At 66.1% G+C, this 24,789-nt stretch carries 27 protein-coding genes; 20 read left to right on the top strand and 7 right to left on the bottom strand.

Features of this window, described 5'->3' with window-relative positions:
* Positions 1 to 110: 110 nt before the first annotated feature.
* Positions 111 to 737 (top strand): pentapeptide repeat-containing protein, encoded by a 627-nt coding sequence (locus AC6H0R_RS13550; RefSeq protein WP_497581891.1) that lies wholly within the window; start codon positions 111 to 113, stop codon positions 735 to 737.
* Between the two features lie 6 nt (positions 738 to 743).
* Here AC6H0R_RS13550 and dsbD read toward each other — a convergent pair whose 3' ends face one another.
* Positions 744 to 2,555 carry a protein-disulfide reductase DsbD gene (gene dsbD / locus AC6H0R_RS13555; protein WP_497581892.1) on the bottom strand — a complete coding sequence of 604 codons (1,812 nt, stop codon included), beginning with the start codon at positions 2,553 to 2,555 and terminating at the stop codon, positions 744 to 746.
* 35 nt (positions 2,556 to 2,590) lie between these two features.
* Positions 2,591 to 2,929 (bottom strand): divalent-cation tolerance protein CutA, encoded by a 339-nt coding sequence (gene cutA, locus AC6H0R_RS13560; protein ID WP_497581893.1) that lies wholly within the window; start codon positions 2,927 to 2,929, stop codon positions 2,591 to 2,593.
* Positions 2,930 to 3,129: 200 nt separating this feature from the next.
* Here cutA and AC6H0R_RS13565 point away from each other — a divergent pair, with 200 nt between their 5' ends.
* From AC6H0R_RS13565 to fliW, 3 genes are read left to right on the top strand one after another with little or no spacing between them, the layout of a single operon-like run.
* Positions 3,130 to 3,561 (top strand): DUF2802 domain-containing protein, encoded by a 432-nt coding sequence (locus AC6H0R_RS13565; RefSeq protein WP_497581894.1) that lies wholly within the window; start codon positions 3,130 to 3,132, stop codon positions 3,559 to 3,561.
* Entirely contained in the window at positions 3,545 to 4,342 is a 798-nt protein-coding gene (locus AC6H0R_RS13570) for an SPOR domain-containing protein (RefSeq protein WP_497581895.1), read from the top strand. Before AC6H0R_RS13565 ends, AC6H0R_RS13570 begins: the two co-directional genes overlap by 17 nt.
* A gap of 35 nt (positions 4,343 to 4,377) precedes the next feature.
* Positions 4,378 to 4,818 carry a flagellar assembly protein FliW gene (gene fliW, locus AC6H0R_RS13575; protein WP_497581896.1) on the top strand — a complete coding sequence of 147 codons (441 nt, stop codon included), beginning with the start codon at positions 4,378 to 4,380 and terminating at the stop codon, positions 4,816 to 4,818.
* Positions 4,819 to 4,825: 7 nt separating this feature from the next.
* On the opposite strand, the gene AC6H0R_RS13580 is transcribed toward fliW, so the two are convergent.
* Complete coding sequence (locus tag AC6H0R_RS13580; protein ID WP_497581897.1) at positions 4,826 to 5,155, bottom strand: hypothetical protein; 330 nt, start codon at positions 5,153 to 5,155, stop codon at positions 4,826 to 4,828.
* Between the two features lie 53 nt (positions 5,156 to 5,208).
* Between AC6H0R_RS13580 and AC6H0R_RS13585 the strand changes: the two genes are divergently transcribed.
* The 10 genes from AC6H0R_RS13585 (at position 5,209) to AC6H0R_RS13630 (ending at position 16,692) form a co-directional block, all read left to right on the top strand.
* Positions 5,209 to 5,589 (top strand): RidA family protein, encoded by a 381-nt coding sequence (locus tag AC6H0R_RS13585; RefSeq protein WP_497581898.1) that lies wholly within the window; start codon positions 5,209 to 5,211, stop codon positions 5,587 to 5,589.
* Positions 5,590 to 5,607: 18 nt separating this feature from the next.
* Entirely contained in the window at positions 5,608 to 7,665 is a 2,058-nt protein-coding gene (recG, locus tag AC6H0R_RS13590) for an ATP-dependent DNA helicase RecG (protein ID WP_497581899.1), read from the top strand.
* 67 nt (positions 7,666 to 7,732) lie between these two features.
* The gene (locus AC6H0R_RS13595; RefSeq protein WP_497581900.1) at positions 7,733 to 8,908 is read left to right on the top strand and encodes an efflux RND transporter periplasmic adaptor subunit; all 1,176 of its coding nucleotides are present in this window, start codon (positions 7,733 to 7,735) and stop codon (positions 8,906 to 8,908) included.
* Positions 8,905 to 12,015 (top strand): efflux RND transporter permease subunit, encoded by a 3,111-nt coding sequence (locus AC6H0R_RS13600; RefSeq protein WP_497581901.1) that lies wholly within the window; start codon positions 8,905 to 8,907, stop codon positions 12,013 to 12,015. Before AC6H0R_RS13595 ends, AC6H0R_RS13600 begins: the two co-directional genes overlap by 4 nt.
* Before the next feature lie 72 nt (positions 12,016 to 12,087).
* Entirely contained in the window at positions 12,088 to 12,645 is a 558-nt protein-coding gene (locus AC6H0R_RS13605) for a chorismate--pyruvate lyase family protein (RefSeq protein ID WP_497581902.1), read from the top strand.
* Positions 12,642 to 13,523 (top strand): 4-hydroxybenzoate octaprenyltransferase, encoded by an 882-nt coding sequence (ubiA, locus tag AC6H0R_RS13610; protein WP_497581903.1) that lies wholly within the window; start codon positions 12,642 to 12,644, stop codon positions 13,521 to 13,523. The genes AC6H0R_RS13605 and ubiA overlap by 4 nt, the downstream gene beginning before the upstream one ends.
* Before the next feature lie 65 nt (positions 13,524 to 13,588).
* Positions 13,589 to 13,840 carry a PA2433 domain-containing protein gene (locus tag AC6H0R_RS13615; RefSeq protein ID WP_497574970.1) on the top strand — a complete coding sequence of 84 codons (252 nt, stop codon included), beginning with the start codon at positions 13,589 to 13,591 and terminating at the stop codon, positions 13,838 to 13,840.
* A 102-nt stretch (positions 13,841 to 13,942) separates the two neighbouring features.
* Positions 13,943 to 14,755, top strand: a complete 813-nt coding sequence (gene pyrF, locus AC6H0R_RS13620) for an orotidine-5'-phosphate decarboxylase (protein WP_497581904.1) — start codon at positions 13,943 to 13,945, stop codon at positions 14,753 to 14,755.
* A 7-nt stretch (positions 14,756 to 14,762) separates the two neighbouring features.
* Positions 14,763 to 16,244, top strand: a complete 1,482-nt coding sequence (gene ubiD / locus AC6H0R_RS13625) for a 4-hydroxy-3-polyprenylbenzoate decarboxylase (protein WP_497581905.1) — start codon at positions 14,763 to 14,765, stop codon at positions 16,242 to 16,244.
* Positions 16,245 to 16,257: 13 nt separating this feature from the next.
* Complete coding sequence (locus tag AC6H0R_RS13630; RefSeq protein ID WP_497581906.1) at positions 16,258 to 16,692, top strand: DUF4870 family protein; 435 nt, start codon at positions 16,258 to 16,260, stop codon at positions 16,690 to 16,692.
* A gap of 51 nt (positions 16,693 to 16,743) precedes the next feature.
* On the opposite strand, the gene AC6H0R_RS13635 is transcribed toward AC6H0R_RS13630, so the two are convergent.
* Positions 16,744 to 16,953 carry a DUF3185 family protein gene (locus AC6H0R_RS13635; protein ID WP_497581907.1) on the bottom strand — a complete coding sequence of 70 codons (210 nt, stop codon included), beginning with the start codon at positions 16,951 to 16,953 and terminating at the stop codon, positions 16,744 to 16,746.
* A gap of 253 nt (positions 16,954 to 17,206) precedes the next feature.
* On the opposite strand from AC6H0R_RS13635, the gene AC6H0R_RS13640 reads away from it, so the two are divergent.
* Positions 17,207 to 17,968: a hypothetical protein gene (locus AC6H0R_RS13640; protein WP_497581908.1), complete on the top strand. Its 762-nt coding sequence runs from the start codon at positions 17,207 to 17,209 to the stop codon at positions 17,966 to 17,968.
* A 74-nt stretch (positions 17,969 to 18,042) separates the two neighbouring features.
* On the opposite strand, the gene dacB is transcribed toward AC6H0R_RS13640, so the two are convergent.
* Entirely contained in the window at positions 18,043 to 19,455 is a 1,413-nt protein-coding gene (gene dacB / locus AC6H0R_RS13645) for a D-alanyl-D-alanine carboxypeptidase/D-alanyl-D-alanine endopeptidase (RefSeq protein WP_497581909.1), read from the bottom strand.
* 112 nt (positions 19,456 to 19,567) lie between these two features.
* On the opposite strand from dacB, the gene rfbB reads away from it, so the two are divergent.
* The 4 genes from rfbB to rfbD are packed head-to-tail and all read left to right on the top strand — an operon-like array spanning position 19,568 to position 22,957.
* On the top strand, positions 19,568 to 20,641 hold the full coding sequence (gene rfbB, locus AC6H0R_RS13650; protein ID WP_497581910.1) for a dTDP-glucose 4,6-dehydratase: 1,074 nt from the start codon (positions 19,568 to 19,570) through the stop codon (positions 20,639 to 20,641).
* 2 nt (positions 20,642 to 20,643) lie between these two features.
* Entirely contained in the window at positions 20,644 to 21,528 is an 885-nt protein-coding gene (rfbA, locus tag AC6H0R_RS13655; protein ID WP_497581911.1) for a glucose-1-phosphate thymidylyltransferase RfbA, read from the top strand.
* A complete protein-coding gene (rfbC, locus tag AC6H0R_RS13660) occupies positions 21,528 to 22,073 on the top strand; it encodes a dTDP-4-dehydrorhamnose 3,5-epimerase (protein WP_497581912.1) in 546 nt (181 codons plus the stop codon). Before rfbA ends, rfbC begins: the two co-directional genes overlap by 1 nt.
* Positions 22,070 to 22,957, top strand: a complete 888-nt coding sequence (rfbD, locus tag AC6H0R_RS13665; RefSeq protein WP_497581913.1) for a dTDP-4-dehydrorhamnose reductase — start codon at positions 22,070 to 22,072, stop codon at positions 22,955 to 22,957. Before rfbC ends, rfbD begins: the two co-directional genes overlap by 4 nt.
* 30 nt (positions 22,958 to 22,987) lie before the next feature.
* On the opposite strand, the gene lysA is transcribed toward rfbD, so the two are convergent.
* Together lysA and lptM are read right to left on the bottom strand one after the other, a co-directional pair.
* Complete coding sequence (lysA, locus tag AC6H0R_RS13670; RefSeq protein ID WP_497581914.1) at positions 22,988 to 24,253, bottom strand: diaminopimelate decarboxylase; 1,266 nt, start codon at positions 24,251 to 24,253, stop codon at positions 22,988 to 22,990.
* Positions 24,250 to 24,474: an LPS translocon maturation chaperone LptM gene (gene lptM, locus AC6H0R_RS13675; protein WP_497581915.1), complete on the bottom strand. Its 225-nt coding sequence runs from the start codon at positions 24,472 to 24,474 to the stop codon at positions 24,250 to 24,252. Before lptM ends, lysA begins: the two co-directional genes overlap by 4 nt.
* Here lptM and cyaY point away from each other — a divergent pair.
* Positions 24,459 to 24,782 carry an iron donor protein CyaY gene (gene cyaY, locus AC6H0R_RS13680; RefSeq protein ID WP_497581916.1) on the top strand — a complete coding sequence of 108 codons (324 nt, stop codon included), beginning with the start codon at positions 24,459 to 24,461 and terminating at the stop codon, positions 24,780 to 24,782. The two genes, lptM and cyaY, sit on opposite strands and share 16 nt — an antisense overlap.
* Positions 24,783 to 24,789: the final 7 nt, after the last annotated feature.

Below are 24,789 nucleotides of genomic sequence, written 5' to 3' on the forward strand. Positions count from 1 at the left end.
ACGCGCGCGTCAAATTTCACGTACCGTGTGTTTGGCTGACATGCCGAAATCAACTATTTTCACGCCTCGACGTCCAACCCGCTCCAGCCACTGAAACGGATCGCCCGCCCATGCCGCTCAAGACCGCCGTCGCACTGCTTGCCCTGCTCGCTTCGACCGCTGCGTTTGCCCAAACCCTGACTGTCGATGGCTGCAACATCCGCCGCGGCGCCTTCTGCGTGAACATGAACCTCAACGGGGCTGAACTGCCCGGCGTGAATCTCGCCAATTCGCAGTTCTCGCGCTCACGTCTGGCGGGCGCGAATCTCGAGGGTGCCAATCTGGACGAGGCCAACCTGAGCAGCACCGTGTTCAGCGGCGCGCGTCTGGCCGATGCCTCGTTGCGACGAATCAATGCGCGGGGGGTGAACTTCGAGGAGGCCGACCTGAGTCGTGCGAATCTGGAGAACGCCAATCTGCAGAACGCGCGAATGGCGCGTGCGCGCCTGACCGATGCGAGCCTGGCCAACGCCGAGATGAGCAACGCGCGACTGGGCGGCGCCGTGCTGGACGGGGCTGACCTGACACGTACCAACCTGCGTGCGGCCGAACTGCGCGGTGCCTCCCTGAAAGGCGCGGATCTGCGCGGCGCCAACTTCACGCGTGCCGACCTGGGGGATGCCGATCTGACCGGCGCAAAGCTGGATCAGGCGAACTTCTTCGGCGCGCAGACGGCGGGCTGCATCGGCTGCCCGTAAGCGGGGTCAGCCGCCGCGCAGCGCGCGGTCGAGAATTTCGCCGAACGGCCCGGCGCGCATGAAGCCGACTACGCGCAGGCCGTCGATCTCGCGTCCGCCCGGTGCGAAGAACACGATGCCCGGCGGGCCGAACAGATTGAAGCGGGCGAGCAGGGCCTTATCTTCAGCGTTGTTGGCGGTGACGTCGGCCTTGAGCAACAGCATCTGTCCCATGCGCGCGGCCACCGTCGCATCGCTGAAGGTGAAGCGCTCCATCTCCTTGCACGACACGCACCAGTCGGCATAGAAATCCAGCATCACCGGCCGGTCGGCGGCGGCGATGCGCGCTTCCAGCTCGGCCACCGAACGCACCCGCTCGAACTGCGGCGCGGCCACGGCTGCCTGTGCCGTGCCACCGCGCAGCACCGACAGCGGTTGCAGCGGATCGCGCGAGCCGGCCAGCAAGCCGATCAGCATGGCCGCACCGGCCAGCAGCAGCATCACGCCACAGCCCTTCCAGAAGCGGCGCCAGCCACCCGCGCTGGGCGGCAGCGGGTCGAGTGCATGCAGAAAGATGCCCGAGAACAGCAGAAGCAGTGCCCAGCCCAGCATGCCGGCAGCAGCCGGAATCACCGGCGACACCAGCCACAGCGCCACGGCCAGCAGCATCACGCCGAAGGCTTTCTTGACGCCTTCCATCCACGATCCGACCTTGGGCAGCAGCGAGCGCGTGCCGACCCCGATTGCGATCAGTGGTGCGCCCATACCCAGCGCCATCACGAACAAGGCCGCGCCGCCGAGCGTGGCGTCGCCGGTCTGCGCGATGTACAGCAGCGCGCCGGCCAGTGGTGCGGCCACGCAGGGGCCGACGATGATGGCCGAGAGCGCGCCCATCACCGCCACGCTGCCCAGGGCGCCGCCCTTGCGATGGCTGGCGGTTTCGCTGAGCCGGCTCTGCAACGCGGCAGGCATCTGCAGCTCGAAGAAGCCGAACATCGACAGCGCCAGCAGCACGAACAACGCGGCGAAGCCGCCCAGCACCCACACGTTCTGCAGCGCGGCCGACAACATGGTGCCGGACAGGCCGGCGGCCACGCCGGCGGCGGCATAGGTCAGCGCCATGCCCAGCACATAGGCCAGCGACAGCGCACCGGCGCGGGCGTGACTGACGTGCTGCCCCTGGCCGACGATGATGCCGGACAGGATGGGGATCATCGGGAAGGTGCAGGGCGTGAAGGCCAGCAGCAGGCCGAAACCGAAGAAGCTCGCCAGTACCAGCGGCACGCTGGCGTCGCCGAGCAGGCGTGCGACGCGACCGCTTTCGTCCCCGCTGGGAGGGTTCGTGACGGCGGCCGTGCTGGCGGCCGGAGCGGGGGTGACCAGCGCACGGTCGAGCAGCCCGCTGCCGGCGCTCGGCGAGGCGGCGAGGTCGACGCTGACCGTGCGCGTTTCGGGCGGATAGCAGATGCCGCCGTCCCAGCAGCCCTGGCTCTTCACTTCGATGTCGATGACGCTGACCCCGGCAGGTGCCGACACCGGCAGCAGCACATTGAGCTGGCCGCGATGGATCTCGGTGTCGCCGAAGAACTCGTCCTTGTAGGTCTTACCCGGCGGCACTTCGGCGGGGCCGAGCGTGACGCCGTCGGTGAGCGAGGCGAAGCCCAGCTTGTTGTCGTAGAGGTAGTAGTCCTTGCGGATGTCGAAACGCAGCTCGACGGTGTCCGCAGTCAGCGCGCGCGCCGATAACGGAAAGGCCTTCTCCGGCTCGACCGGGTCGGCCAGTGCGGGGCCCGTGATGAAGCTCGTGAGCAGGATGAGCAGGGTGACGATGCGCGACATGGACTTCCTTGGGGTGGGCTGCGAGCGTGAGACTGTCATGGCCGCGCGGGGTTCGGGCTGGCGCATTCGGCGGCCACCCAGCCGAGGTAGGCGGGCAGGCCGTGCGTGACCGGCATGGCGATGATCTCGGGTACGTCGAAGGGGTGGGCCTCGATAATCGCGCGTTCCAGCTCGGCGTACCGGTTGCGCGTGGTCTTGATCACCAGCGGGACCTCGTCGGCCTCTTCCACCGCGCCTTGCCAGCGATACACCGAGCGGCATGGCGAGAGCACATTCACGCAGGCCGCGAGGCCGGATTCGACCAGTTGCGCGGCCAGTGCACGGGCCGCAGCTTCGTCGGGAAAGTTGGTGAGGACGACCAGGGTTTCGGACATCATGCACTCCGGATTGCGCGGAATCGGCCGCCATTATCGCGGAATCGGCAGAATGCGGCATTGTCGCGCCGCAGGTAGCCCATTATCATCCGGACAGTCCGGCGCTCCGCCGCGGCCATGGTGGCCGCCCGGATCAGTCGTCGCCCCATGCCAATCGCCGTTCCGGCTCCGACCGGTTCAGGCCCGCTAGGAGAACAGGCGTGCGTGAAGTTCTGTGGGTTCTCATCGGCGTCCTGTTCGTCTACATGGTCTATCAGCTCAACCGCGCCCGTGTGTTGCGCGCCGGTGTGAGCTTCTATGACGGGTATGAGCCCGATGAGGCGCCGGCCTTCGAAGCGGCGCTCGACAACAGCGCCTGGCGTCAGGAAGTCGATGCCCTGCGCGACGAAGTGAGCCAGCAGCGCGAGGCGCTGACCGTCCTGTCACAGGGCCTCGAAACCCTGCGCGAGCAGCTGGAATCGATCAGCGCCGCGCAGGGGATCTCCCCCGAATACAACGAAGCCCTGGTGTGCGCGCGGCGCGGACTCGATGTCGAGGCCATCGCCGAGCGTTGCGGAATTTCGGTGGCTGAAGCGGAGCTGGTGCGCTCCATGGCCGAACGACAAGGGGGCGACAATGCGACCCAGCCCTGACGTGGTGTCCGGTACGCCCGGTGGTGCGCTGCTGCGCGCCGCCATTGCGGCCGTCCTGATGTGCGTACTGTTGTACTTCGCGCTGAGCCCCGAGCCGGAACCTGCGCCGCCGCCCGCGCCGGAAGCTGCGGCGCCCGAAGCCCAGGTGATCGCGCCGTCGCCCTCGCTGCTGATGCCGCAGGCTGTTGCACCGGCAAGCGATTTCGTTGCGCCGCCTGCGATCGAAGTCCCGGCCCCGGAGGCCGCGCCCATGCCGGATACCGCGCCGGTGGCCGCTGAACCGGCGCCGGAGCCTGTCTCTGCGCCCGAGCCGACTCCGCCAGCCAAGCCGGCTTCGACACCGCCTCCGAGCGCGCCCGCCCCTGCGTCGGGCGGCAAGCCGCATATCGTCCAGCTGGCTGATTTCGGGCCGCTACCGGCCGCGAAGAGCCTGCTGGATGCCGCCGCTTCGGCCGGGCATCCGGGCCGTCTGTTGCATCGGGTGCTGGTTGGCCCGTTTGCCTCGCGCGACGCTGCCCGCAAGGCGGTCGAGGCCGGAACCAAGGGCATCGCAGTGGAAAGCGGCGGCTCGTGGTGGGTGCAGGCCGGCGTGTTTTCCGACGCCGAAAATGCTGACCGCCAACGTGCCACGCTGTCGATGGCGGGCAAGCAGGTGGTTGTCCACGGGCGTGCCGAGATCGGACCGTTCCCGAGCCGGGCTGCTGCCGAGAAGGCGTTGGCCGGGCTGCGCAATTCATTCGGAAAGCCGCTGCGTGATGCAGCCATCGTCGCCGTGCGTTGAGCGCGGCGTCACCCTCTCTCTACCGAGGAAACAGCATGAAGATCGAAAGTCCGGTGCTCGGCACCGTCGAAGTCGCCGACGAAAAGATCATCGATTTTCCGGGCGGCCTGTCCGGCTTCGAGCAACTGCGTCGCTTCGCCCTGGTGCACGACGAGGACGATGCCGCGCGCGAGCTGTTCCTGCTGTTGTCGGTGGATTCCCCCGACGTGCTGTTTTCGGTCACCGACCCGGCCAACGTCGCGGTGCACTACGAACTGCGGCTGACCGACGAGGAATCCGCCGAGATCGGCCTGAATGACCCGGCTCAGGCCGCCGTGCTGGTCATCCTGCGCCGCGACGACAGCGAGGGCGCGCCCGAGAGCGCCGGCTTGCGCGCCAATTTCATGGCGCCGCTGATCGTCAATCTCGACACCCGTCGCGGCTTGCAGAAAGTCATGAGCCGCGTCGATTGCGAGGTCACGCTGCGCTCGCTGTGAGCGTGTTTCAGCCGGCTGCGCCCAGCCGCTTCTCGATGCGCCGCGCGAATACCGTCATCTCCTTTTCGGCCTGACGGTCGCCGCGCGCGGTGGCCGCGCGGATGCCGTCGCGGTAAGCCGCCAGCGCGCCGGCATCGTCTCCGCCCTGTTCCAGCGCCTTGCCCAGCCCTTTCCAGGCCGCCGAGTAGCTCGCATCAAAACCCAATGCATCACGGAAGTGGGTGGCGGCCTTGAGCGGGTCGTCTTCCAGCCAGGCATTGCCCAGCGAAAGGCGCAGCAGTGCGCCATCGCGCGGGCCGCCAACGAGCTTTTCGAGGTTTGCGATCATCGGTTTCATGGGGCGTGGGTACAATCCAGCTTCGTTTGAAGGCAATGCAGAGGATACCGAACATGACCCGCAGCATCATTTCCACGCCCAACGCCCCGGCCGCCATCGGCACCTATTCTCAGGCTGTCCGCGCCGGCAACACCGTGTACATGTCGGGCCAGATCGGGCTGGACCCCAAGAGCATGCAGCTCGTTGACGGCTTCGAGGCGCAGACCGTGCAGGTCTTCGACAACCTCAAGGCGGTGGCCGAGGCTTCCGGTGCTTCGCTGGCCGATGCGGTGCGTCTGACCATCTACCTCACCGACCTGTCCAACTTCGCCAAGGTCAACGAGATCATGGCGCGCTACTTCGATCAGCCGTATCCGGCGCGCGCCGCTGTCGGCGTCAAGGAATTGCCGCGTGGCGCGGTGGTCGAGGCCGACGCCATCCTGGTCCTCGACTAAGCCTTTTTGCCCGCGCGCATGAGTCCCCGCCCGACTGCCGCCGCCGCGACGTCGGGCAATGCGCTGGCCAAACGGCTGGCCAAGCTCGACATCCATCGCCAACAGGATCTGCTGCTGCACCTGCCGCTGCGCTATGAGGACGAGACCCGCGTGCTGCCGATCCGTGCCGCGCGTGAAGGCGTTCCGGTGCAGATCGAAGGCGAGGTGGTGTCGTGCGAAGTGATGTTGCGGCCGCGCCGGCAACTTGTGGCGCGGGTGCGCGACGAGTCCGGCGAAGTCGCCGCCCGCTGGCTCAATTTCTACCCATCGCAGCAGAAGCAGGTCGCCGAAGGCCGCCGCGTGCGGCTGTTCGGCGAATTGCGGCAGGGTTTTTTCGGTGCCGAGATGGTGCACCCGCGGGTGCGCAACGTCGAAGCCGGTGAGGCGCTGCCGGATGCGCTGACGCCGGTCTATCCGACCACCGCCGGGTTGGCGCAATCGGCCCTGCGCAAGCTGGTCGGTCGCGCGCTTGAAGCGCATGTCGAGCACGAATTGTTGCCGCCCGAGGTGCTGCGTGAGCTGCGTCTGCCGAGCTTCTCGGCCGCGCTCGATGCGTTGCACCGGCCGGCGCCTTCGGTATCGCTGGCCGCGCTTGAAGCGCACGACCATCCCGCCTGGCGACGCATCAAGTTCGAGGAGTTGCTGGTGCAGCAGATCTCGCTGCGCCGCGCCTACAACGCCCGCCGTGCCAAGCGCGCGCCGGGTCTCAAACCTCGCCACACGCTCACGCGCAAGCTGACGGATGCCCTGCCGTTTGCGCTGACCGGCGCACAGCAGCGCGCGGTCGGCGAGATCGCACGCGATCTGGCCACGCCACACCCGATGCAGCGCCTGCTGCAGGGCGACGTCGGCAGCGGCAAGACCATCGTCGCGGCCATGGCCATGCTGCAGGCGGTCGAGAACGGCTTTCAGGCCGCGCTGATGGCGCCCACCGAAATTCTCGCGGAGCAGCACTACCTGAAGCTTGCCGGCTGGCTTGCGCCGCTCGGGCTGGAAGTCGAATGGCTGGCCGGCAGCCGCCCCAAGAAGGATCGCGAGGCCGCGCTGGCGCGCCTCGCCGCGGGGGAGAGTATGCTTGCCGTCGGCACCCATGCGCTGATCGAAGACCCGGTTGCAATGCCGCGTCTGGGGCTTGCGGTGGTCGACGAGCAACACCGCTTCGGCGTGCGCCAACGCCTGGCGCTGCGCGAGAAAGCGGCCGGGGGCCTCAACCCGCACATGCTGATGATGTCGGCTACGCCTATCCCGCGCACGCTGGCAATGACGCATTACGCCGATCTCGACGTATCGGTGCTCGACGAGTTGCCGCCCGGGCGCACGCCGGTGCTGACCAAGCTGGTGTCGGACGCGCGCCGCGACGAGGTCATTGCGCGCGTGGCCGATGCCTGCGCCGAAGGGCGGCAGGCCTACTGGGTGTGTCCGCTGATCGAGGAGTCCGAAGCGCTGCAGTTGCAGACTGCGCAGGAAACCTTCGAGCGGCTGACGGTCGAACTGCCGCAATTGCGTGTCGGGCTGGTGCACGGGCGGCTGAAGTCGGCCGAGAAATCGGCCACCATGGCGGCGTTCGCGGCCGGCGAGCTGGATCTGCTGGTGGCCACGACGGTGATCGAAGTCGGCGTGGACGTGCCCAACGCCAGCCTGATGGTGATCGAACACGCCGAGCGTTTCGGCCTGGCCCAGCTACACCAGTTGCGCGGGCGGGTCGGGCGTGGCACGGCCGAATCGGTGTGCGTGCTGCTGTTCGCCACCGAGCAACCGCTGTCGGAGACGGCGCGGGCGCGGCTCAAGGTCATCTACGAACACACGGACGGCTTCGAGATCGCGCGTGAAGACCTGCGCATCCGCGGCCCCGGCGAATTCGTTGGCGCGCGTCAGAGCGGAGTGCCGCTGCTGCGCCATGCCGATCTGGAGCGTGATGCCGATCTGGTCGAGCCGGCGCGCTCCCTCGCGGAACGCCTGCTCGATGCCGCGCCGCAGGCCGCAGAGCGTCTGCTTGAGCGCTGGCTGGGTGGTCGCGAGGGGCTGTTGCGCGCCTGAGCCAGTATCGTTGCTTGCTGATAAACAAGGGTCATGCGACGCGTGGCCCCGAGCATCTGGAGATCGCATGCGCCGCATGCTTGCAGTAGGGGTGTTGTTGCTGGCTGTGCTCGGATTCGTCGTGCTGAGTGCGACGCGGCCTGAGCCGCCGGTGGTAGAGGTGCGCGAACGCGTGTGGCCGGTGGCCGTGGCCCAAGTGTCGCCGCAATCGGTGCGCCCGACGCTGACGCTGTACGGCCGCATCGAGGCGCCGGACCGGGTGCGCGCTTCCGCGCCGGTGAGTGGCCGAATTCTCGACGTGAATGTGCGTGACGGCGACTACGTGCAGGCGGGCGCCGTGCTGGCGCGGCTCGATCCGCGTGATCTGCAGCCTCGCGTCGAGCAGGCGCGCGCCGCGGTCGAGCGCGAACGGCTGCGCGCCTCGGCCGACCGCGCCGCGCTGGAGCAGGAGCGGGCGCTGCTGGCGCTGGCCGAAGCCAAGCTCGCGCGCTTTGAGCAGCTTGCCCGCCAGAACTTCGGTTCCGCTGCCACATCCGATCAGGCGCGCGAGGAGGTTGCTCGTGCGCGTCTGGCCGTGAACCAGCGCGAACAGGCCATTGCCGAGCATCCGGCGCGGTTGACCGATGCACGTGCCACGCTGGCCGTGGCCGAGCGCGATGCGGCGCGCGGCGCGATCACCGCCCCCTTTGCGGCGCGCATCGGCACGGTCGAGGTTGCGGCCGGCGATCAGGTGCAGCCGGGCGCGACCGTGCTCACGCTGTATCCGTCAGACGATCTGTTCCTGCGCGCGCGTGTGCCGGCGCATCACGTGGCCGAACTGAAGGCCGCGCTGACCGCGGGTGAAGCCCTGCAGGCACGCGCCGATTTCGGCGGCGCACCGCTGACGGCGCGGCTCGAACGCGTTTCCGGCGAGGCCGATGCGCGCGGCGTGGAAGTGCTGCTGCGTGTGGATTCGGCCGGGGGCGTGCCGATAGGCTCCTTCCTGAGCGCCGAACTGGAGCGGCCGGAAATGGATGGCGTGCTGTCCCTGCCGTTCTCGGCCTTGCATGGTGGCAACCGCATTTACCGCGTGGTCGACGGGCGCTTGGTGACGGTACGTGTCGAACGTGCCGGCGAGCACCGCCTTGGCGACGAACCGCGCGTGCTGCTGCACGCGCCGGAGCTGCCGCCGGGCAGCACTGTGATGGTCACGCACCTGCCCAACGCGATTGACGGTCTGGCGGTCGAGGCGCGTACGCCATGAAGCAGGGCGGCACCATCGCGCTGCTGCTCAAGCACCGTGTCGCAGCCAATGTGCTGATGCTGCTGGCTTTTCTTGCCGGTATGGCGGCCGTCACGCGCATGAACGTGCAGTTCTTCCCGAGCTTCGAGCTGGATTTCATTTCGGTGCGCGTGGTGTGGTCGGGTGCAGCGGCAGAAGACGTCGAGACCGGCATCACGACTCCGCTCGAGGAGCGGCTCAAGACGGTCGACGGCCTCAAGAAGATGACCTCGACCTCGGCGCAGGGCGTGTCGAACATCACGCTGGAACTCAACGAAGGCACTGACCCGCTGCTGGCGCTGGATCAGGTCCGCCAGCGTGTGGACGAATTCCGCAATCTGCCGCGCGACGCTGAAACGCCTGAAGTGAGTCGCATCGCGCGCTACGAACCCATCGCCCGCCTGCTGGTGCGCGGCGAGAGCGTGGAGGCCTTGCGGCCGTGGGTGCGGCGTTTTGAGAGCGAATTGCTGGCGGCCGGCATCGACCGTGTCGACATCACCGGCCTGCCCGAAGAGCGCATCGCCATTGAAGTGTCTAATGCGGCGCTGGAAACGCTGAACCTGTCGCTGGTCGAGATCGGCGACCGAGTGGCCGCGATTGCGCGCGATGTGCCGGCCGGCGTGGCCGGCGAACAGGATGGCGCGCGCGAGATCCGTGGGCTGGAACAGCGGCGCGACGCGCGGGCCTTCGAGAGCCTGCCGGTGGTGTCGGACGAAGGTGGCCTGATTCGCCTGGGCGACATTGCCGACATCCGCCGCGAAGCGCGGCCGGGCAGCCTGACCCTGTCCGAAGGCGGCGATGCGGCCGTCGAACTGATGCTGCAGCGGGCCGAGAGCGGGCACTCGCTGCGCGCGGCCAAGGTGCTCCAGGGCTGGCTTGAGCAAACGCTGCCGACGCTGCCGCCGACCGTCAAGATCGAGGTCTTCGATGCGCAGTGGGAGCTGATCCGCGACCGTATAAACCTGTTGGTCAAGAACGGCCTCGGCGGCCTGCTGCTGGTCGTGGCGATCCTGTATCTGTTCCTGCCGGCGCGCATCGCCTTCTGGGTGATGGTGGGCATTCCCACGGCCTTTCTCGCCACGCTGGGGCTGATGCTGCTGTTCGGCGGCACCATCAACATGATGAGTCTGTTTGCGCTGATCATGGCGCTGGGCATCATCGTGGACGACGCCATCGTGGTGTCGGAAGACGCCGACACCCATCGCCGAATGGGCGAAGGCCCGGCGCAGGCCGCGCTGGGCGGTGCGCGGCGCATGTTCTGGCCGGTGGTGGCGGCGTCGGTCACGACCATTGCGGCCTTCCTGCCGCTGATGCTGGTCGGCGGCATCATCGGCAACATCCTGTTCGACATTCCCTTCGTGATGATCATGGTCATCACCGCGGCGCTGCTTGAGAGTTTCCTGATCCTGCCCGCGCATCTGAAGAGCGCCCTGCACGGCGAAGCGGCGGGCAAGGCATCCCGTCTGCGTGAGCGGCTGGACGGTGTGTTCGACCGCTTCCGCGATATCCGCTTCCGCCCGCTGGTCACGCTGGCGCTACGCTGGCGCGGCACCACCATCGCCATCACGCTGGCGACCATGATCTTGGCCGTCGGCGTGGTGGCCGGCGGGCGCATCGGTTTCGTGTTCTTCCCCACGCCCGAAGGGCAGGTGCTGTACGGCAACATCGCCTTTGCCGCCGGCACGCCGCGGGCCCACACCGAGGCCTTCCTGCTCGAACTCGAAGAGGCGCTGATGGAGACCGACCGTGAATACGGCGGCGGTGTGGTGCGCACCGCCGTATCCCGGCTGGGTGGCGGCATCGGAGTTGGTGGCGCCGCTTCTGCGCGTGGCGACCAGCTGGCCTCGATCATGGTCGAACTTGTCCCGCCGGAAGCCCGTGAAGTGCGCAACGAGGCCTTTCTGCGCACCTGGCGCGAGAAGGCCGGCACGGCGCCCGGTCTGGAAAACCTGACGCTGCAGGCGCGCCAGTCCGGCCCGCCGGGGCGCGATCTGAGCGTGCGGCTGACCGGCGACGACCCCGAGCGGCTCAAGGCTGCCGCGCTGGCCTTGGCTGAGAGCGTGCGGGGCATTCCCGGCGTGTCGTCGGTCGAAGACGACATGCCCTTCGGCCGCGAACAGCTGGTGTATCGCATGACGCCGGCCGGCGAGGCGCTGGGCCTGACTACCGAAAGCCTGGGCCGCCAGTTGCGCGCCGCCTTCGACGGGCATCTCGCACAACTGGTGCAGAGCGGGCGCGATGAGCTGGAAGTGCGCGTGCTGCTGCCGCGCGACGAGCGCGAGCGGCTGGACGTGTTCGAACGCCTTGTCATCCACGCGCCGGGTGAGCGTTTCGTGCCGCTCGGAGCGGTGGCGAGCTGGGAGTCGCGTCGCGGCTTCGAGGCGCTGCGCCACGCAGACGGCCGGCTGGCGGTCGAGGTGTCGGGCGAGATCGATCCGGCACAGGGCAACGCCGACATCATCCGCGCCGAACTGCAGCGCGAAGTGCTGCCCGGCATCGCGCAGCGCTACGTCGTCGATTACAGCTTCGAGGGCCGCGCCGCCGACCAGCGCGAGACCATGGACGACATGAAGGCCGGCCTGCTGCTCGGTCTGGGCCTGATCTACCTCACGCTGGTGTGGGCGTTTGCCTCGTGGAGCTGGCCTCTGGTGGTGATGTCGGCCATCCCGCTGGGGCTGGTCGGCGCCATCTTCGGCCACTGGCTGATGGGGCTGAATCTGACGATTCTCTCGATGTTCGGCCTGTTCGCGCTGGCGGGCATCGTGGTGAACAACTCCATCATCCTGGTGAGCCTGTTCAAGGAACTGCGCGGCAAGGGCATGGCGCTCGACGACGCGCTGATCGGCGCTTCCTGCGGGCGTCTGCGGGCGGTCATGCTGACCTCGCTCACCACCATCGGCGGGCTGATGCCGCTGTTGTTCGAGACCTCGTTGCAGGCGCAATTCCTGATCCCAATGGCGGCTTCCATTGCCTTCGGCCTGGGCTTCTCGGCGGTGCTTGTGCTGTTCTTCATCCCGGCGCTGCTGTCGATTGTCGAGAGCTTCAAGGCCTGGCTGGCGGGCGAGCGCGAGGTTCGTGCGGCGGCTTGATCCGCCGCCCGCGCTGTTCGGCCAGCACGGGCCCATCGGTTAAGATGTCCGCCGTTCCATTCGCGTAATGTCATGACGAATCGTTATCCAGCCGACCGGTGGCGCAGCCATCTTCTGCCCGCCCTGCTGCCGTGCGGCATGGACGGCTGGCTGCGTGATCCCGGTTCGCTGACGGCGCGCATCACGGCGCGCTGCGAGCGCTTTGCGGTACGCGTGCTGCGCCAGCGGCTGGGCAAGGTGCTGGACGACGAGGTGGCGCTGCTGGGTTTGCCGCATGGCGACTGGGCGTGGGTGCGCGAGGTGTTGCTGCTGGCCGATGGCGTGCCGGTGGTGTATGCCCGTTCGGTGATGCCGCGCGCCAACGTCGGCGCCGGCTCACGTCTGTTTGCCACCATCGGCGCCCGCCCGCTCGGCGCCGCGCTGTTCGCCAACCCGCGCGTCCAGCGAGGCGAACTGAGTTGCGCACGGCTCGATGTGCGCGACGCGCGCCATCGCGCCGCGTCTGCCGCGCTGGTGCCCCGTGAGCTGCCGCGCGAACTCTGGGGGCGGCGCTCGGTCTTTCGTCTGCGTGGCCGCGCGCTGCTTGTGAGTGAAATTTTTCTTCCGGAAATCCTCGACCTGCCCGCATGACTGATACCCGTTTCAGCTTCTCCGGACGTCTGCCGCACTACTACCGCCTGACGCGCCTGCACCGGCCGATCGGCATCCTGCTGCTGCTGTGGCCCACCTTGTGGGGACTGTGGCTGGCGGCGGACGGCTTTCCGCCGTGGCATGTGTTGCTGATCTTCCTGGCCGGTACGGTGCTGATGCGTTCGGCGGGCTGCGTCATCAATGACTTTGCCGACCGCGATTTCGACGGCCATGTCGAGCGCACCGTGGATCGCCCCATCGTTACCGGCAAGGTCGCACCGATGGAGGCGCTGTGCGTGGCCGGCATTCTGGCTGCTGCTGCGCTGTTTCTGGTGCTGTTTCTCAATGGTCTGGTGATTGCGCTGGCCGTGCCGGCGGTGCTGCTGGCGGCGAGCTACCCCTTCACCAAGCGCTTTCTCGCCATTCCGCAGGCCTATCTGGGCATTGCTTTCGGCTTCGGCATCCCGATGGCCTATGCCGCGATTCAGGGCGAGGTGCCGTGCGAGGCATGGGTGCTGGTGCTGGCCAATGTGTTCTGGGCGGTGGCCTACGACACCGAATACGCCATGGTCGACCGGCCCGATGACCTGAAAATCGGCATCAAGAGCGCGGCCATCACCTTCGGCCGCTTTGACGTCATCGCGGTGATGATCTGCTACGGCCTGACCTTGCTCACACTGGCGATTGCCGGCTGGCTGGCCGGGCTGGGGCCGCTGTTCTACACCGTCGGCCTGCTCGGTGCGGCCGGTGTGGCGTGGACGCATTACGGCATGGTCCGCGGCCGCGAACGCCCGGAGTGCTTCAAGGCCTTCCTGCACAACAACTGGTTCGGCGCCACGGTGTTTGCCGGCATCGTCTTCGACAGCCTGTTCCGCTGAACAAAAGCGAGGGTGCCCTGTCCACGTCGTGCGCGGTATGTTCCGCGACGCAATGGAGAGACAGCATGAAGAAGATCGCACTGACGCTTGCGATGTTGGCACTGAGCGGCGCTGCCCTGGCGGCACACTGCCCGGCCGACATGAAGAAGATCGATGCGGCGCTGGCCACCAACCCGCAACTCAGCGAAGCCCAGATGACCGAAGTGAAGAGCCTGCGTGCCGAAGGCGAAGCGCTCCACAAGGCCGGCAAACACGGCGAATCGGTCGCCACGCTTGGCAAGGCCATGAAGATTCTCGGCATGGAAGGCAAGATGTAAGCGCATTGCCACGTCCCAGCAAGAGGGGGCCGCTGGCCCCCTCTTCTTTCGATGCAGAGGGCGAGCGCTTATCATGCGGGCCGGACCACACGGAATTCCCCCATGCATTTCATGACTGCCCTCGGCGAGCGCTGGCAGCGCCGCGACAGCCTGCTGTGCGTCGGCCTCGACCCCGACACCGCGCGCATTCCCGCTCACCTGCGTGAGCAGCCCGACGCCATCCTGCGGTTCTGCCGCGAGATCGTCGACGCCACGGCTGATCTGGTGTGCTGCTTCAAGCCGCAGATCGCCTACTTCGCCGCCGCGCGTGCCGAAGACCAGCTCGAAGACCTGATCCGCCACATTCACGACAAACACCCCGGCATTCCGGTGGTGCTCGATTCCAAGCGCGGCGACATCGGCAGCACCGCCACGCAGTACGCGCGTGAAGCCTTCGAGCGCTACCGCGCCGACGCCGTGACGGTGAATCCCTACATGGGTCGCGACTCCATCGAGCCGTATCTGGAATATGCCGACAAGGGCGTGATCCTGCTGTGCCGCACCTCCAACCCCGGTGGCAGCGACCTGCAGTTCCTCGATGTCGGCGGCGAAAAGCTCTATGAGCGCGTCGCGCGGCTGGCCGCCAACGAATGGAACGCCAGCGGCAACCTCGGCCTGGTAGTCGGTGCGACTTTCCCCGAAGAGATTGCCCGCGTGCGCAACCTCACCGGCGACATGCCGCTGCTGGTGCCCGGCATCGGCGCGCAGGGCGGCGACATCGCCGCCACCGTGGCGGCGGGGCGCAGCCGCGACAGCACCGGGCTTATGATCAACTCCTCGCGCGCCATCCTGTATGCGGGGGACGGCGAGGACTTTGCTGCAGCCGCCCGTTTCGCCGCTCAGGCGACGCGCACCGCCATCAACCGCTGCCGATAAAGCGACGATGAAATACGACGACCTGCGCGACTTCATCACCCGTCTCGAAGAGATGGGCGAACTCAAGCGCATCAGCGTGCCGGTGGACACCCACCTCGAAATGACCGAGATCGCAGACCGCGTGCTGCGCGCCGGCGGCCCGGCGCTGCTGTTCGAGAAGCCGGTCACCAAGGGTGTGCCGCAGGCCATCCCCGTGCTCGCCAACCTGTTCGGCACGCCGCAGCGCGTGGCCTACGGTATGGGCGAGTCCGGCGACTGGCAGCATTCGCTGCGCGAGGTCGGCAAGCTGCTGGCCTTCCTCAAGGAGCCCGAGCCGCCCAAGGGCCTGAAGGACGCGTGGGACAAGCTGCCGGTGTTCAAGCAGGTGTTGAACATGGCGCCCAAGGTGGTGCGCTCGGCGCCGTGTCAGGAAGTGGTGTGGGAGGGCGATGCCGTCGATCTGGCCAAGCTGCCGATCCAGCACTGCTGGCCGGGCGACGCCGCGCCGCTGATCACCTGGGGGCTGGTGGTGACGCGCGGGCCGGGCAAGAAGCGCCAGAACTTGGGCATCTACCGCCAGCAGGTCATCGGCAAGAACCGCGTCATCATGCGCTGGCTTGCCCACCGCGGCGGCGCGCTGGATTTCCGCGACCACCAGCTCGCGCATCCGGGCGAGCCCTTCCCGGTGGCGGTGGTGCTGGGCTGCGATCCGGCGACCATCCTGGGTGCCGTCACGCCGGTCCCTGATTCGCTGTCGGAATACCAGTTTGCCGGCTTGTTGCGCGGCTCCAAGACCGAGCTGGTCAAGTGCATGGATTCCGAACTGCAGGTGCCGGCCAGCGCCGAGATCGTGCTGGAAGGCGTCATCCACCCCGGCGACATGGCGCCGGAGGGGCCGTATGGCGACCACACCGGCTATTACAACGAAGTCTCGGAGTTCCCGGTGTTCACGATCAACCGCATCACCATGCGGAAGAACCCGATCTACCACTCCACCTACACTGGCAAACCGCCCGACGAGCCGGCCATGCTCGGCCTCGCGCTCAACGAAGTGTTCGTGCCTCTGCTGCAGCGCCAGTTCACCGAAATCACCGACTTCTATCTGCCGCCCGAAGGCTGCTCGTACCGTCTGGCGGTGGTCAGCATCAAGAAGCAGTACCCCGGTCACGCCAAGCGCGTGATGTTCGGCATCTGGAGCTTCCTGCGTCAGTTCATGTACACCAAGTTCATCATCGTCGTGGATGACGACGTCGACATCCGTGACTGGAAGGAAGTGATCTGGGCCATGACCACCCGCGTGGACGCCACGCGCGACACCACGCTGGTGGATAACACTCCCATCGACTACCTCGACTTCGCCAGCCCGGTAGCCGGCCTCGGCAGCAAGATGGGCATCGACGCCACCAACAAGTGGCCCGGCGAAACCAATCGCGAATGGGGCACGCCCATCGTCATGGACGACGCCGTGAAGGCGCGCGTCGACGCCATGTGGAACGACCTCGGACTTTGAAGGAGACAGCAGCATGAGCGAAGACCTGCAACCGCGCGGCCCCGGCCCCGCCATGGACCTCGATAACCTGCGGCTGATCGTGCACGTGGTCTACGGCCTGCACGCCTTCGCGTTGCTCACCGCGCTGTTCGGCGTGGCGACCATTCTCGGCAGCTTCCTCGGCACGCTGCCCTCCATTGCGGCCGTTGTCCTCAACTACTACAAGCAGGCCTCGGCGCGCGGCACCTGGCTGGAGAGCCACTTCCGCTGGCAGATCCGCACCTTCTGGTTCGCGCTGCTGTGGTGCGTGATCGGATGGTTCATGGTGTTCACCGTGATTGGCGTCTTCATCGGTTTTGCCATTCTTGCCGTGGCGGGGCTGTGGGTGCTCTACCGCGTTGCGCGTGGCTGGTGGGTACTGGGGCAGGGCGAGACCATGCCGATGCCCAGGCCTCTGTCTCAGCTCTAGCCTGGGCTTGCTTGTGTGAGGCGCAGTTTCCACGCCTCGCACGGACCCGTGTCAGCGGGATTTGCCGAAGAGCAGCATTCCAACACCTGCCGCGGCAGAAGCGGCACCAAGAATCAGATACAGGGTGGTCGAATCGGTGAAGCGCCCGGTCACGGCTTCCGTTACCTGATCGCCCAGACTTTGCGATGACTGGTACGCAAGGTAAAGCAGGACCGCTCCCACAACGAGCAACACCAGACCCAGAACTTTATTACTCGCCATTTCAAGCTCCTTTGAATGGGGCGGGGCACGTGCCCCGCCTTTCCTGTTTGCATACTACAGTCGTCATGGATTTTCGTAGGGCGCGTTGAGCCGCAGGCGAAATGCGACAAAGGCGGTTGTCCTAGATTAGGGCGCCGAGTAGTCTGCGCCGATAGGGCTGTCGTGGGGCGTCCTTGAGGACGTGGTCTGTCCCCATCCTCGTTGCGCCCTGCGCGGGCTGTTTATTTGACTTATTCGAAGTGACGGGATTCTCATGAGCCTAAAGAATGGAATAGATCATATCGTTGAAACTTATCGGGAAGAGGCTCGAAGAACTCAACTTCTCGTGAAATTCTTATCAGCTTTTGCTGTGAACGAGTCAGATAGACTATTTTCAACTTCTGGCGAAGTACGGAAGTATCTGTCGGGGGCCGCGGTTTGTTCTAAGAATTCGACCGATGTGATTCAGGTTCCCAGAGATCTCCTTGAAAGCTTTGAAGAGTTGCTTAGTCATCAGGGAAAGGAAATTCAGTCTCTTCCTCATCTGATGCTGAAGATCTCCTTCGTGCATCTGGTGACGCTTTTCGAGTCTGCTCTGTCAGACTTAATTAGAGAGGTCTTGACTTATAAGCCTGAAATTTTAAAGTCAAAAAAACAAATTACGTACGAAGATGTTCTTTCTCATGATTCTATGGAAGGTCTTGTTTCCAAAATGATTGATCGAGAGATTGGAGGGATTACGTATGATTCTGTTGCCGACATTTTCAATTATTTAAAAATTAAGCTAGCCCTACCCGTTGAGCTGACTCAGGAGGAAATGGGTGAGCTGATATCCATAAAGGCCAAGAGAAATGTCATCGTTCATAATCAAGGAAGGGTAGACAGCAAGTACTTGTGGGCCGTTGGTGGGGATGATGATCTGATTGGCGCTATGGTATTTGTAGATTCGGAAGGCTGGAATATGGCATTTAATTTGTTTGACAAAATAGTTGTCCTGTTAAAGGATGCCATCGAACGAAAGTTTCGTTTGATTTGAATCCAGAAGGAATAGGGTGGCTCTCGTAGGACGCAATAACCGAAGGGTGTTGCGCCGGATGTTCTCACCTCACCTCACCTCCCCGCCCCACCCCAAACCCATTCAATCAACGCATCCTGCGCCGCCTCGCTCTGAGGCGCCTTCGGGTCATTCACCATCATCACCACTGCATGTCGTCGGCCGTTGCGGTCGAGGACATAACCCGCTATGGCCCGCACGCCGTTGATGGTGCCGGTCTTGATGTGGGCGTGGCCGTTGGCCGGGCTGCCGTTGAGGCGTTTGCGGGCGGTGCCGTCGATGCCGGCCAGCGACAGGGCGGAGATGAACTCGGGCATCCAGGGGCGTTGCCAGGCGGTGAGCAGGAGGCGGCCGAGGGTGTCGGCGCGGATGGCGGCGATGCGGGAGAGACCCGAGCCGTTGTCGATTAGCAGGCCTTGGGTGGGGATGCCGGCGGCGCTGAGGGTCTCGGTGGCGATGCGGGCGCCGGCGGCGAGCATGTCGGGGGTGTCGGGCTCGTGCATGGCGAGCGTGGCGAGCAGTTGCTGGGCGATGACGTTGCTGGACCACTTGTTCATCTCGCGCACGGCTTCGGCCGAGGACGGAGAGGTGTGCTCGAACAGGGGGGTGGTGACGTAGGGCGTGATGTCGTGACGCACGCTCCCGCTGAGCGTGCCGCCGGAGGCGCGCCACAGCCAGCTGGTGAGGGCGGCGGCGAAGTCGTCCGACGCGAACGGAGCCACGGCCCATTCGCGCGCGCCGCAGTCGGCGGGCATGGTGCCGGTGAGGGTCAGCGTCGGGCCGTCGGGCGTCCAGCCGAGGCTGGAATCGAGGTCGCGGTACCAGGTGACGCAGCGGCCGGCAGCGGTGGTGAGGCGGTTGTCGAGCGTCAGGCCGTCGAGCGCTGGTACGGCGGCAACGGTGAGGGGTTCGCCGAGCTTGCCCGGCGTGAGCAGCAACTGCACGGTGTTGAAGTTGAGCAGCAGGCCACTGGGGCCGCTGTTGTAGGGGCGCAGCGGGCGGTTGTCGAAAGCGGCGGCGTCGTGCGGAGGCAGGCGCAGGGCGGAGGCGTCGAGCACGATGTCGCCGCCGACATGGGTGATGCCGGCGGCACGCACGCGGGCGAGCACGCGCCACAAACGGCCGACGTCGAGCAGCGGATCGCCGCCGCCGACCAGGTGCAGGTTGCCGATCAGCCGACCGCCGCGTACAGCGCCGTCGGTGGCGACGCGCGTGGTCCAGGTGAAGCCGGGGCCAAGGCGTTCGAGCACGGCGAAGGCGGTGACGAGCTTCATCACCGAGGCCGGGTTCATGGGGCGGTCGGCGTGGAGTGAGAGCTCAGGGTGACTGGTATCGACCGGCTGTACGAAGATCGCCACCGATTCGGCCGGGATGCCAGCGCGTTCGAGTGCGCGGGCGACCTCGGTTGGCATGGAGGCAGTGGTGCCGGCAAGGAGGGACAGGACTAGCGCGAGGGTGAAGCGAAGCATGGTGTTACCGCAGCGGGAAGGTGCGCCCATCTTTGCCGAATCGAGCCCGCGTTACAATGCCGCACCCGAGCGTCGGCCGCAGCTGGCCAACGCTGAATGACAAGGATGCGGAATGATTCTGGTGACTGGAGGCGCAGGCTTCATTGGCGCGAACTTCGTGCTGGACTGGCTGGCGGTGAATGACGAGCCGGTGCTCAACCTCGATGCCCTGACCTACGCCGGCAATCTCGCCAATCTCGCCAATCTCGCGTCGCTCCAGGACGATGCGCGCCATGTGTTTGTGCACGGCGATATCTGCGACCGTGCGTTGGTGGAGCGTCTGCTGGCCGAGCATCGCCCGCGCGCCATCGTGCATTTCGCCGCGGAGAGCCATGTAGACCGTTCCATCCACGGCCCCGGTGAGTTCATGCGTACCAATGTCGACGGCACCTTTACGCTGCTGGAAGCGGCCCGCGCGTACTGGTCTGCGCTGGAAGGCGCGGCGCGCGAGGACTTTCGCTTTCTGCACGTGTCCACGGACGAAGTGTACGGCTCACTTGGCGCGGACGACCCGGCTTTCACCGAGACCACCCCGTATGCGCCGAACAGCCCGTATTCGGCCAGCAAGGCCGCGTCCGACCATCTCGTACGCGCCTGGCATCACACCTACGGCCTCCCGGTGCTGACCACCAACTGCTCGAACAACTACGGGCCGTTCCAGTTTCCCGAGAAGCTGATTCCGCTGATGATCGCTAATGCGCTCGCCGGCAAGCCGCTGCCGATTTACGGTGACGGGCTCAACGTGCGTGACTGGCTGTACGTGGCGGACCATTGCGCGGCGATCCGCGCGGTGCTTGCGCAGGGCCGTGTCGGCGAGGTGTACAACGTCGGCGGCTGGAACGAGAAGACCAACCGCGAGATCGTCGACACCGTGTGTGCGCTGCTCGACGAACTGCGCCCCGACCCGGCGGGGCCGCATGCGCGGCTGATCAGCTTCGTCAAGGATCGCCCCGGCCACGACCGGCGCTACGCCATCGACGCGCGCAAGATCGAGCGCGAGCTGGGCTGGCGTCCGGCCGAGACCTTCGAGAGCGGCATCCGCAAGACGGTGGCATGGTATCTGGCGCACCAGGATTGGGTGAGCGACGTGCAGAGCGGCGCCTATCGTGACTGGATGGCGCGCAACTACGCGGATCGGGAGGCCTGAACATGAGTACACGACGCGGCATCATCCTCGCCGGCGGTTCCGGCACGCGCCTGCACCCGGCCACACTGGCGGTGTCCAAGCAGCTGCTGCCGGTGTACGACAAGCCGATGATCTACCACCCGCTGACCACGCTGATGCTGGCCGGTATCCGCGACATCCTGATCATCTCGACCCCGCAGGACACACCGCGCTTCGAGCAGTTGCTGGGCGACGGCGCGGCCTGGGGCCTGAACCTGCAGTACGCCGTGCAGCCCAGTCCGGACGGCTTGGCGCAGGCTTTTCTGATCGGTGAGCGCTTCATCGCAGGCGAGCCCTGCGCGCTGGTGCTGGGCGACAACCTGTTCTATGGACATGAGTTGGCCGACGACTTGCGCGCAGCGGCGCAGCGCGAGCAGGGTGCGACGGTGTTTGCCTATCCGGTGCAGGATCCGGAGCGCTACGGTGTGGTGGAGTTCGATACCGCGGGGCGCGCTATCAGCCTGGAAGAAAAGCCGGCCAAGCCCAAGAGCCGCTACGCGGTGACCGGGCTGTATTTCTACGATGCACGCGTGGTGGACATCGCGCGCGGCCTCAAGCCCAGCCCGCGCGGCGAACTGGAGATCACCGACGTGAACCGCCAATACCTCGACTGGGGCGAGCTGACCGTCGAGCGCATGGGCCGCGGCCACGCGTGGTTGGACACCGGCACGCACGAGAGCCTGCTCGAAGCCGGCCAGTTCATCCACACCATCGAGAAGCGGCAGGGCCTGAAAGTGGCTTGTCCCGAGGAAGTGGCGTGGCGTGAAGGCTGGATCAGCGATGACCAACTGCGCGCCCTCGCGGCTCCCTTGGCCAAGAGCGGCTACGGTGCGTATTTGCTGCGTTTGCTGGAAGAGAGAGTGTTTTGATGCGCGTGATTCAAACGGATTTGCCGGAAGTGCTGGTGCTCGAACCCAAGGTGTTCGGTGATTCCCGCGGCTTCTTCATGGAAAGCTACAACGCACGCGCCTTTGCAGAGGCCACCGGGCTGCAGGTGGAGTTCGTGCAGGACAACCATTCGCGCTCTGCGCATGGCGTGCTGCGCGGCCTGCACTATCAGCTGCGCCACGCGCAGGGAAAGCTGGTGCGCGTGACGCAGGGGCGGGTGTTCGATGTGGCGGTGGACCTGCGCCGCAGTTCGCCCAACTTCGGGCGCTGGACCGGCGCCGAGTTGTCGGCCGAGAACAATCTGCAGATGTGGGTGCCGCCCGGTTTCGCGCATGGTTTCGTGGTGCTCAGCGAATCGGCGGATTTCCTCTACAAGACCACCGACTATTACGCGCCGGAACATGAACGCAGCCTGCTGTGGAACGATCCGGCGGTGGGCGTTGACTGGCACTTCGAGGGCGACCCGCTGCTTTCTGCCAAGGATGCCAAAGGCTTGCCGCTGGCGCAGTGTGAGGTGTACCCGTGAGGCTGGTGGTGACCGGCGCACGCGGGCAGGTGGGCTTCGAGCTGGCGCGCAGCCTGATGCCGCTGGGCGAGGTCATCGCGCTCGACCGTGCGGGCTGCGATCTTGCCGATGCTGCGTCTGTGGCAGCGCTGCGTGCGCTGGCGCCGGATGTGATCGTGAATGCGGCCGCCTACACGGCGGTTGATCGAGCCGAGAGCGAGCCGGCCAAGGCGCACCGTATCAACGCCGAGGCAGTGGGCGAAATCGCCGCCATTGCACGCGAATGCGGCGCATTGCTGGTGCATTTCTCGACCGATTACGTGTTCGACGGCAGCGGTGAGACACCACGCACTGAGGCGGCCGAGCTTGCCCCGTTGGGCGTGTACGGGCGCAGCAAGCTGGCTGGCGAACGTGCCATCGTGGATGCCGGCTGCGACCACCTGATCCTGCGTACGGCCTGGGTGTTTGCCTCGCGCGGGGGTAACTTCGTGCGCTCCATGCTGCGCCATGGTGTCGAGCGCGAGCGGTTGACTGTCGTGGATGACCAGTTCAGCGCGCCGACCTGGGCGCGCAATCTGGCCGATGCCACGGCCCATGCGGTACGGCAGTCGCAGGCCGAGCGGGCTGCCGGCCGGTTCACCTCGGGGCTGTATCACCTGACGTCGAGTGGCGAGACTTCGTGGTGCGGCTTTGCTCGCACGATCTTCACCGAGGCGCGCATGCGCCTACCCGAGCTGGAACTGCGTGTCGCCGAAGTGGCGGCCATCACGTCCGAGGAATGGCCCACGGAGGCCGTGCGACCGCGCAATTCGCGGCTGGACTGCACGGCCTTCGAGCAGCGCTTCGGCATCCGGTTGCCGCATTGGCATGATGCCTTGGCGCGCTGTCTGGACGAGATGCGCTGAAGGCTCCTCGCCCTACGAGGAGCCTTTGAGTCAGACCGGGAGCTGATGCTCCAGCGCGAACAGCGCGTCGACCGTTTCGCGCGCACGCACCTGATGCACGGTGTCGCCATCGACGATGACTTCAGCTGCGCGCGGTCGGGTGTTGTAGTTCGAACTCATGGTCATGCCGTAGGCGCCGGCCGAAAGAATGGCCAGCAGATCACCTTCGGCCACCGCCAGTTGCCGATCATGGGCGAGGAAGTCGCCGCTCTCGCAGATCGGGCCGACGACCTCGTACACGCGACCGGAGGTTTGCGGCGCCACTTCCACCACCTCGTGCCAGGCGTCGTACAGCGCCGGGCGGGCGAGGTCGTTCATGGCGGCGTCGACTACGGCGAAGTTCTTGCTCTCGCCGTGCTTGAGGTATTCGACGCGTGTCAGCAGCAGGCCGGCATTGCCGATCAGCGAACGGCCGGGTTCGAAGTGCACGGCCTCGCGGCGGCCTTCGAGCTGGGCCAGGATGGGCGCGAGATATTCGGCCACCGTGGGCGGCGTCTCGTCCTTGTAGCGGATGCCGACGCCACCACCCAGATCGATATGGTCGAGCACGATGCCTTCGGCAGCCAGCTGGTCGACCATGCCCAGCACTTTTGCCGTGGCATCAGCCATTGGTTGCGGATCGAGCAGTTGTGAACCGATGTGGCAGGCGATGCCGGTGACGCGCAGGTTGGGCCGCGACGCGGCGTCGCGGTACAGCGCCGGGGCGTCATCAAACGCAATGCCGAACTTGTTGTTCTTCAGCCCGGTCGAGATGTAGGGGTGGGTCTTGGGGTCTACGTCCGGATTGACGCGCAGCGCCACCGGCGCCTTGACGCCGAGTTCGCCGGCGATGGCGTCGAGCCGTGCGACTTCCGAGGGGGATTCGATGTTGAAGCAGTGGATGCCGGCTTCGAGCGCCTGACGCATCTCGGCGGCGGTTTTGCCTACGCCCGAAAACACCACCTTGCCGGCGTCGCCACCCGCGGCCAGCACACGGGCCAGCTCACCTCCCGAGACGATGTCGAAGCCTGCACCGAGTCGGGCGAAGGCCGACAGCACGCCGAGGTTGGAGTTGGCCTTGACGGCGTAGCAGACCATGGCCTTTCGCCCGTGCAGGGCATCGGCCCAGGCCGAGTAGGCCTGGCGGATGGCGGCCAGCGAATAGACGTAGGTAGGGGTGCCAAAACGACTGGCGATATCGCGCAGGGACACGCCTTCGAGCGTCAGGCCCTGCGGTTCGCGCTTGAGGCCGGCCACCGGGAATACGGGATCGCTCATGCGGGATTCGCTGCCGGGGCCTTGTTATCATCTGCAGCTGGCTCTGGTGCCGGTTGTGCGGAAGGAACATCGGGCATGTAGAGATTGCCCTTGATACCGCAGCCGCTCGTCAGAACGGCCAGCGCAAAAAACAGTGCGAGGGTGTAGGGGCGCATGATGAAATGGGTCGCCTGAAAAAACGGCAATGCTAGCAGAAGGAGCCAATATGGATGAATCGGCATTCTCCGACCTCGCGGAGGCAGAACTGGTGCGCATCGAAGCGGCGCTGGAGGCGTGCGGGGCGGACATCGATATCGAGACCATGCCCGGCGGCGTGCTGGAGCTTGAGTTCGAAAACGGCAGCAAGATGGTGATCAACCGGCATCTTGCTGCGCGCGAGATCTGGGTCGCGGCCAAAGCCGGCGGCTTTCACTTCGCGCCACGTGATGGCGCCTGGGTTGCCGGTCGCGATGGTTCCGAGCTGTATGCGACGCTGTCGCGTCTGGTATCCGAACAGAGCGGTACGGCAGTGACCGTGCGCGCCGGCTGACGTCGGA

The organism is Pseudazoarcus sp. NS36 (assembly GCF_059703705.1).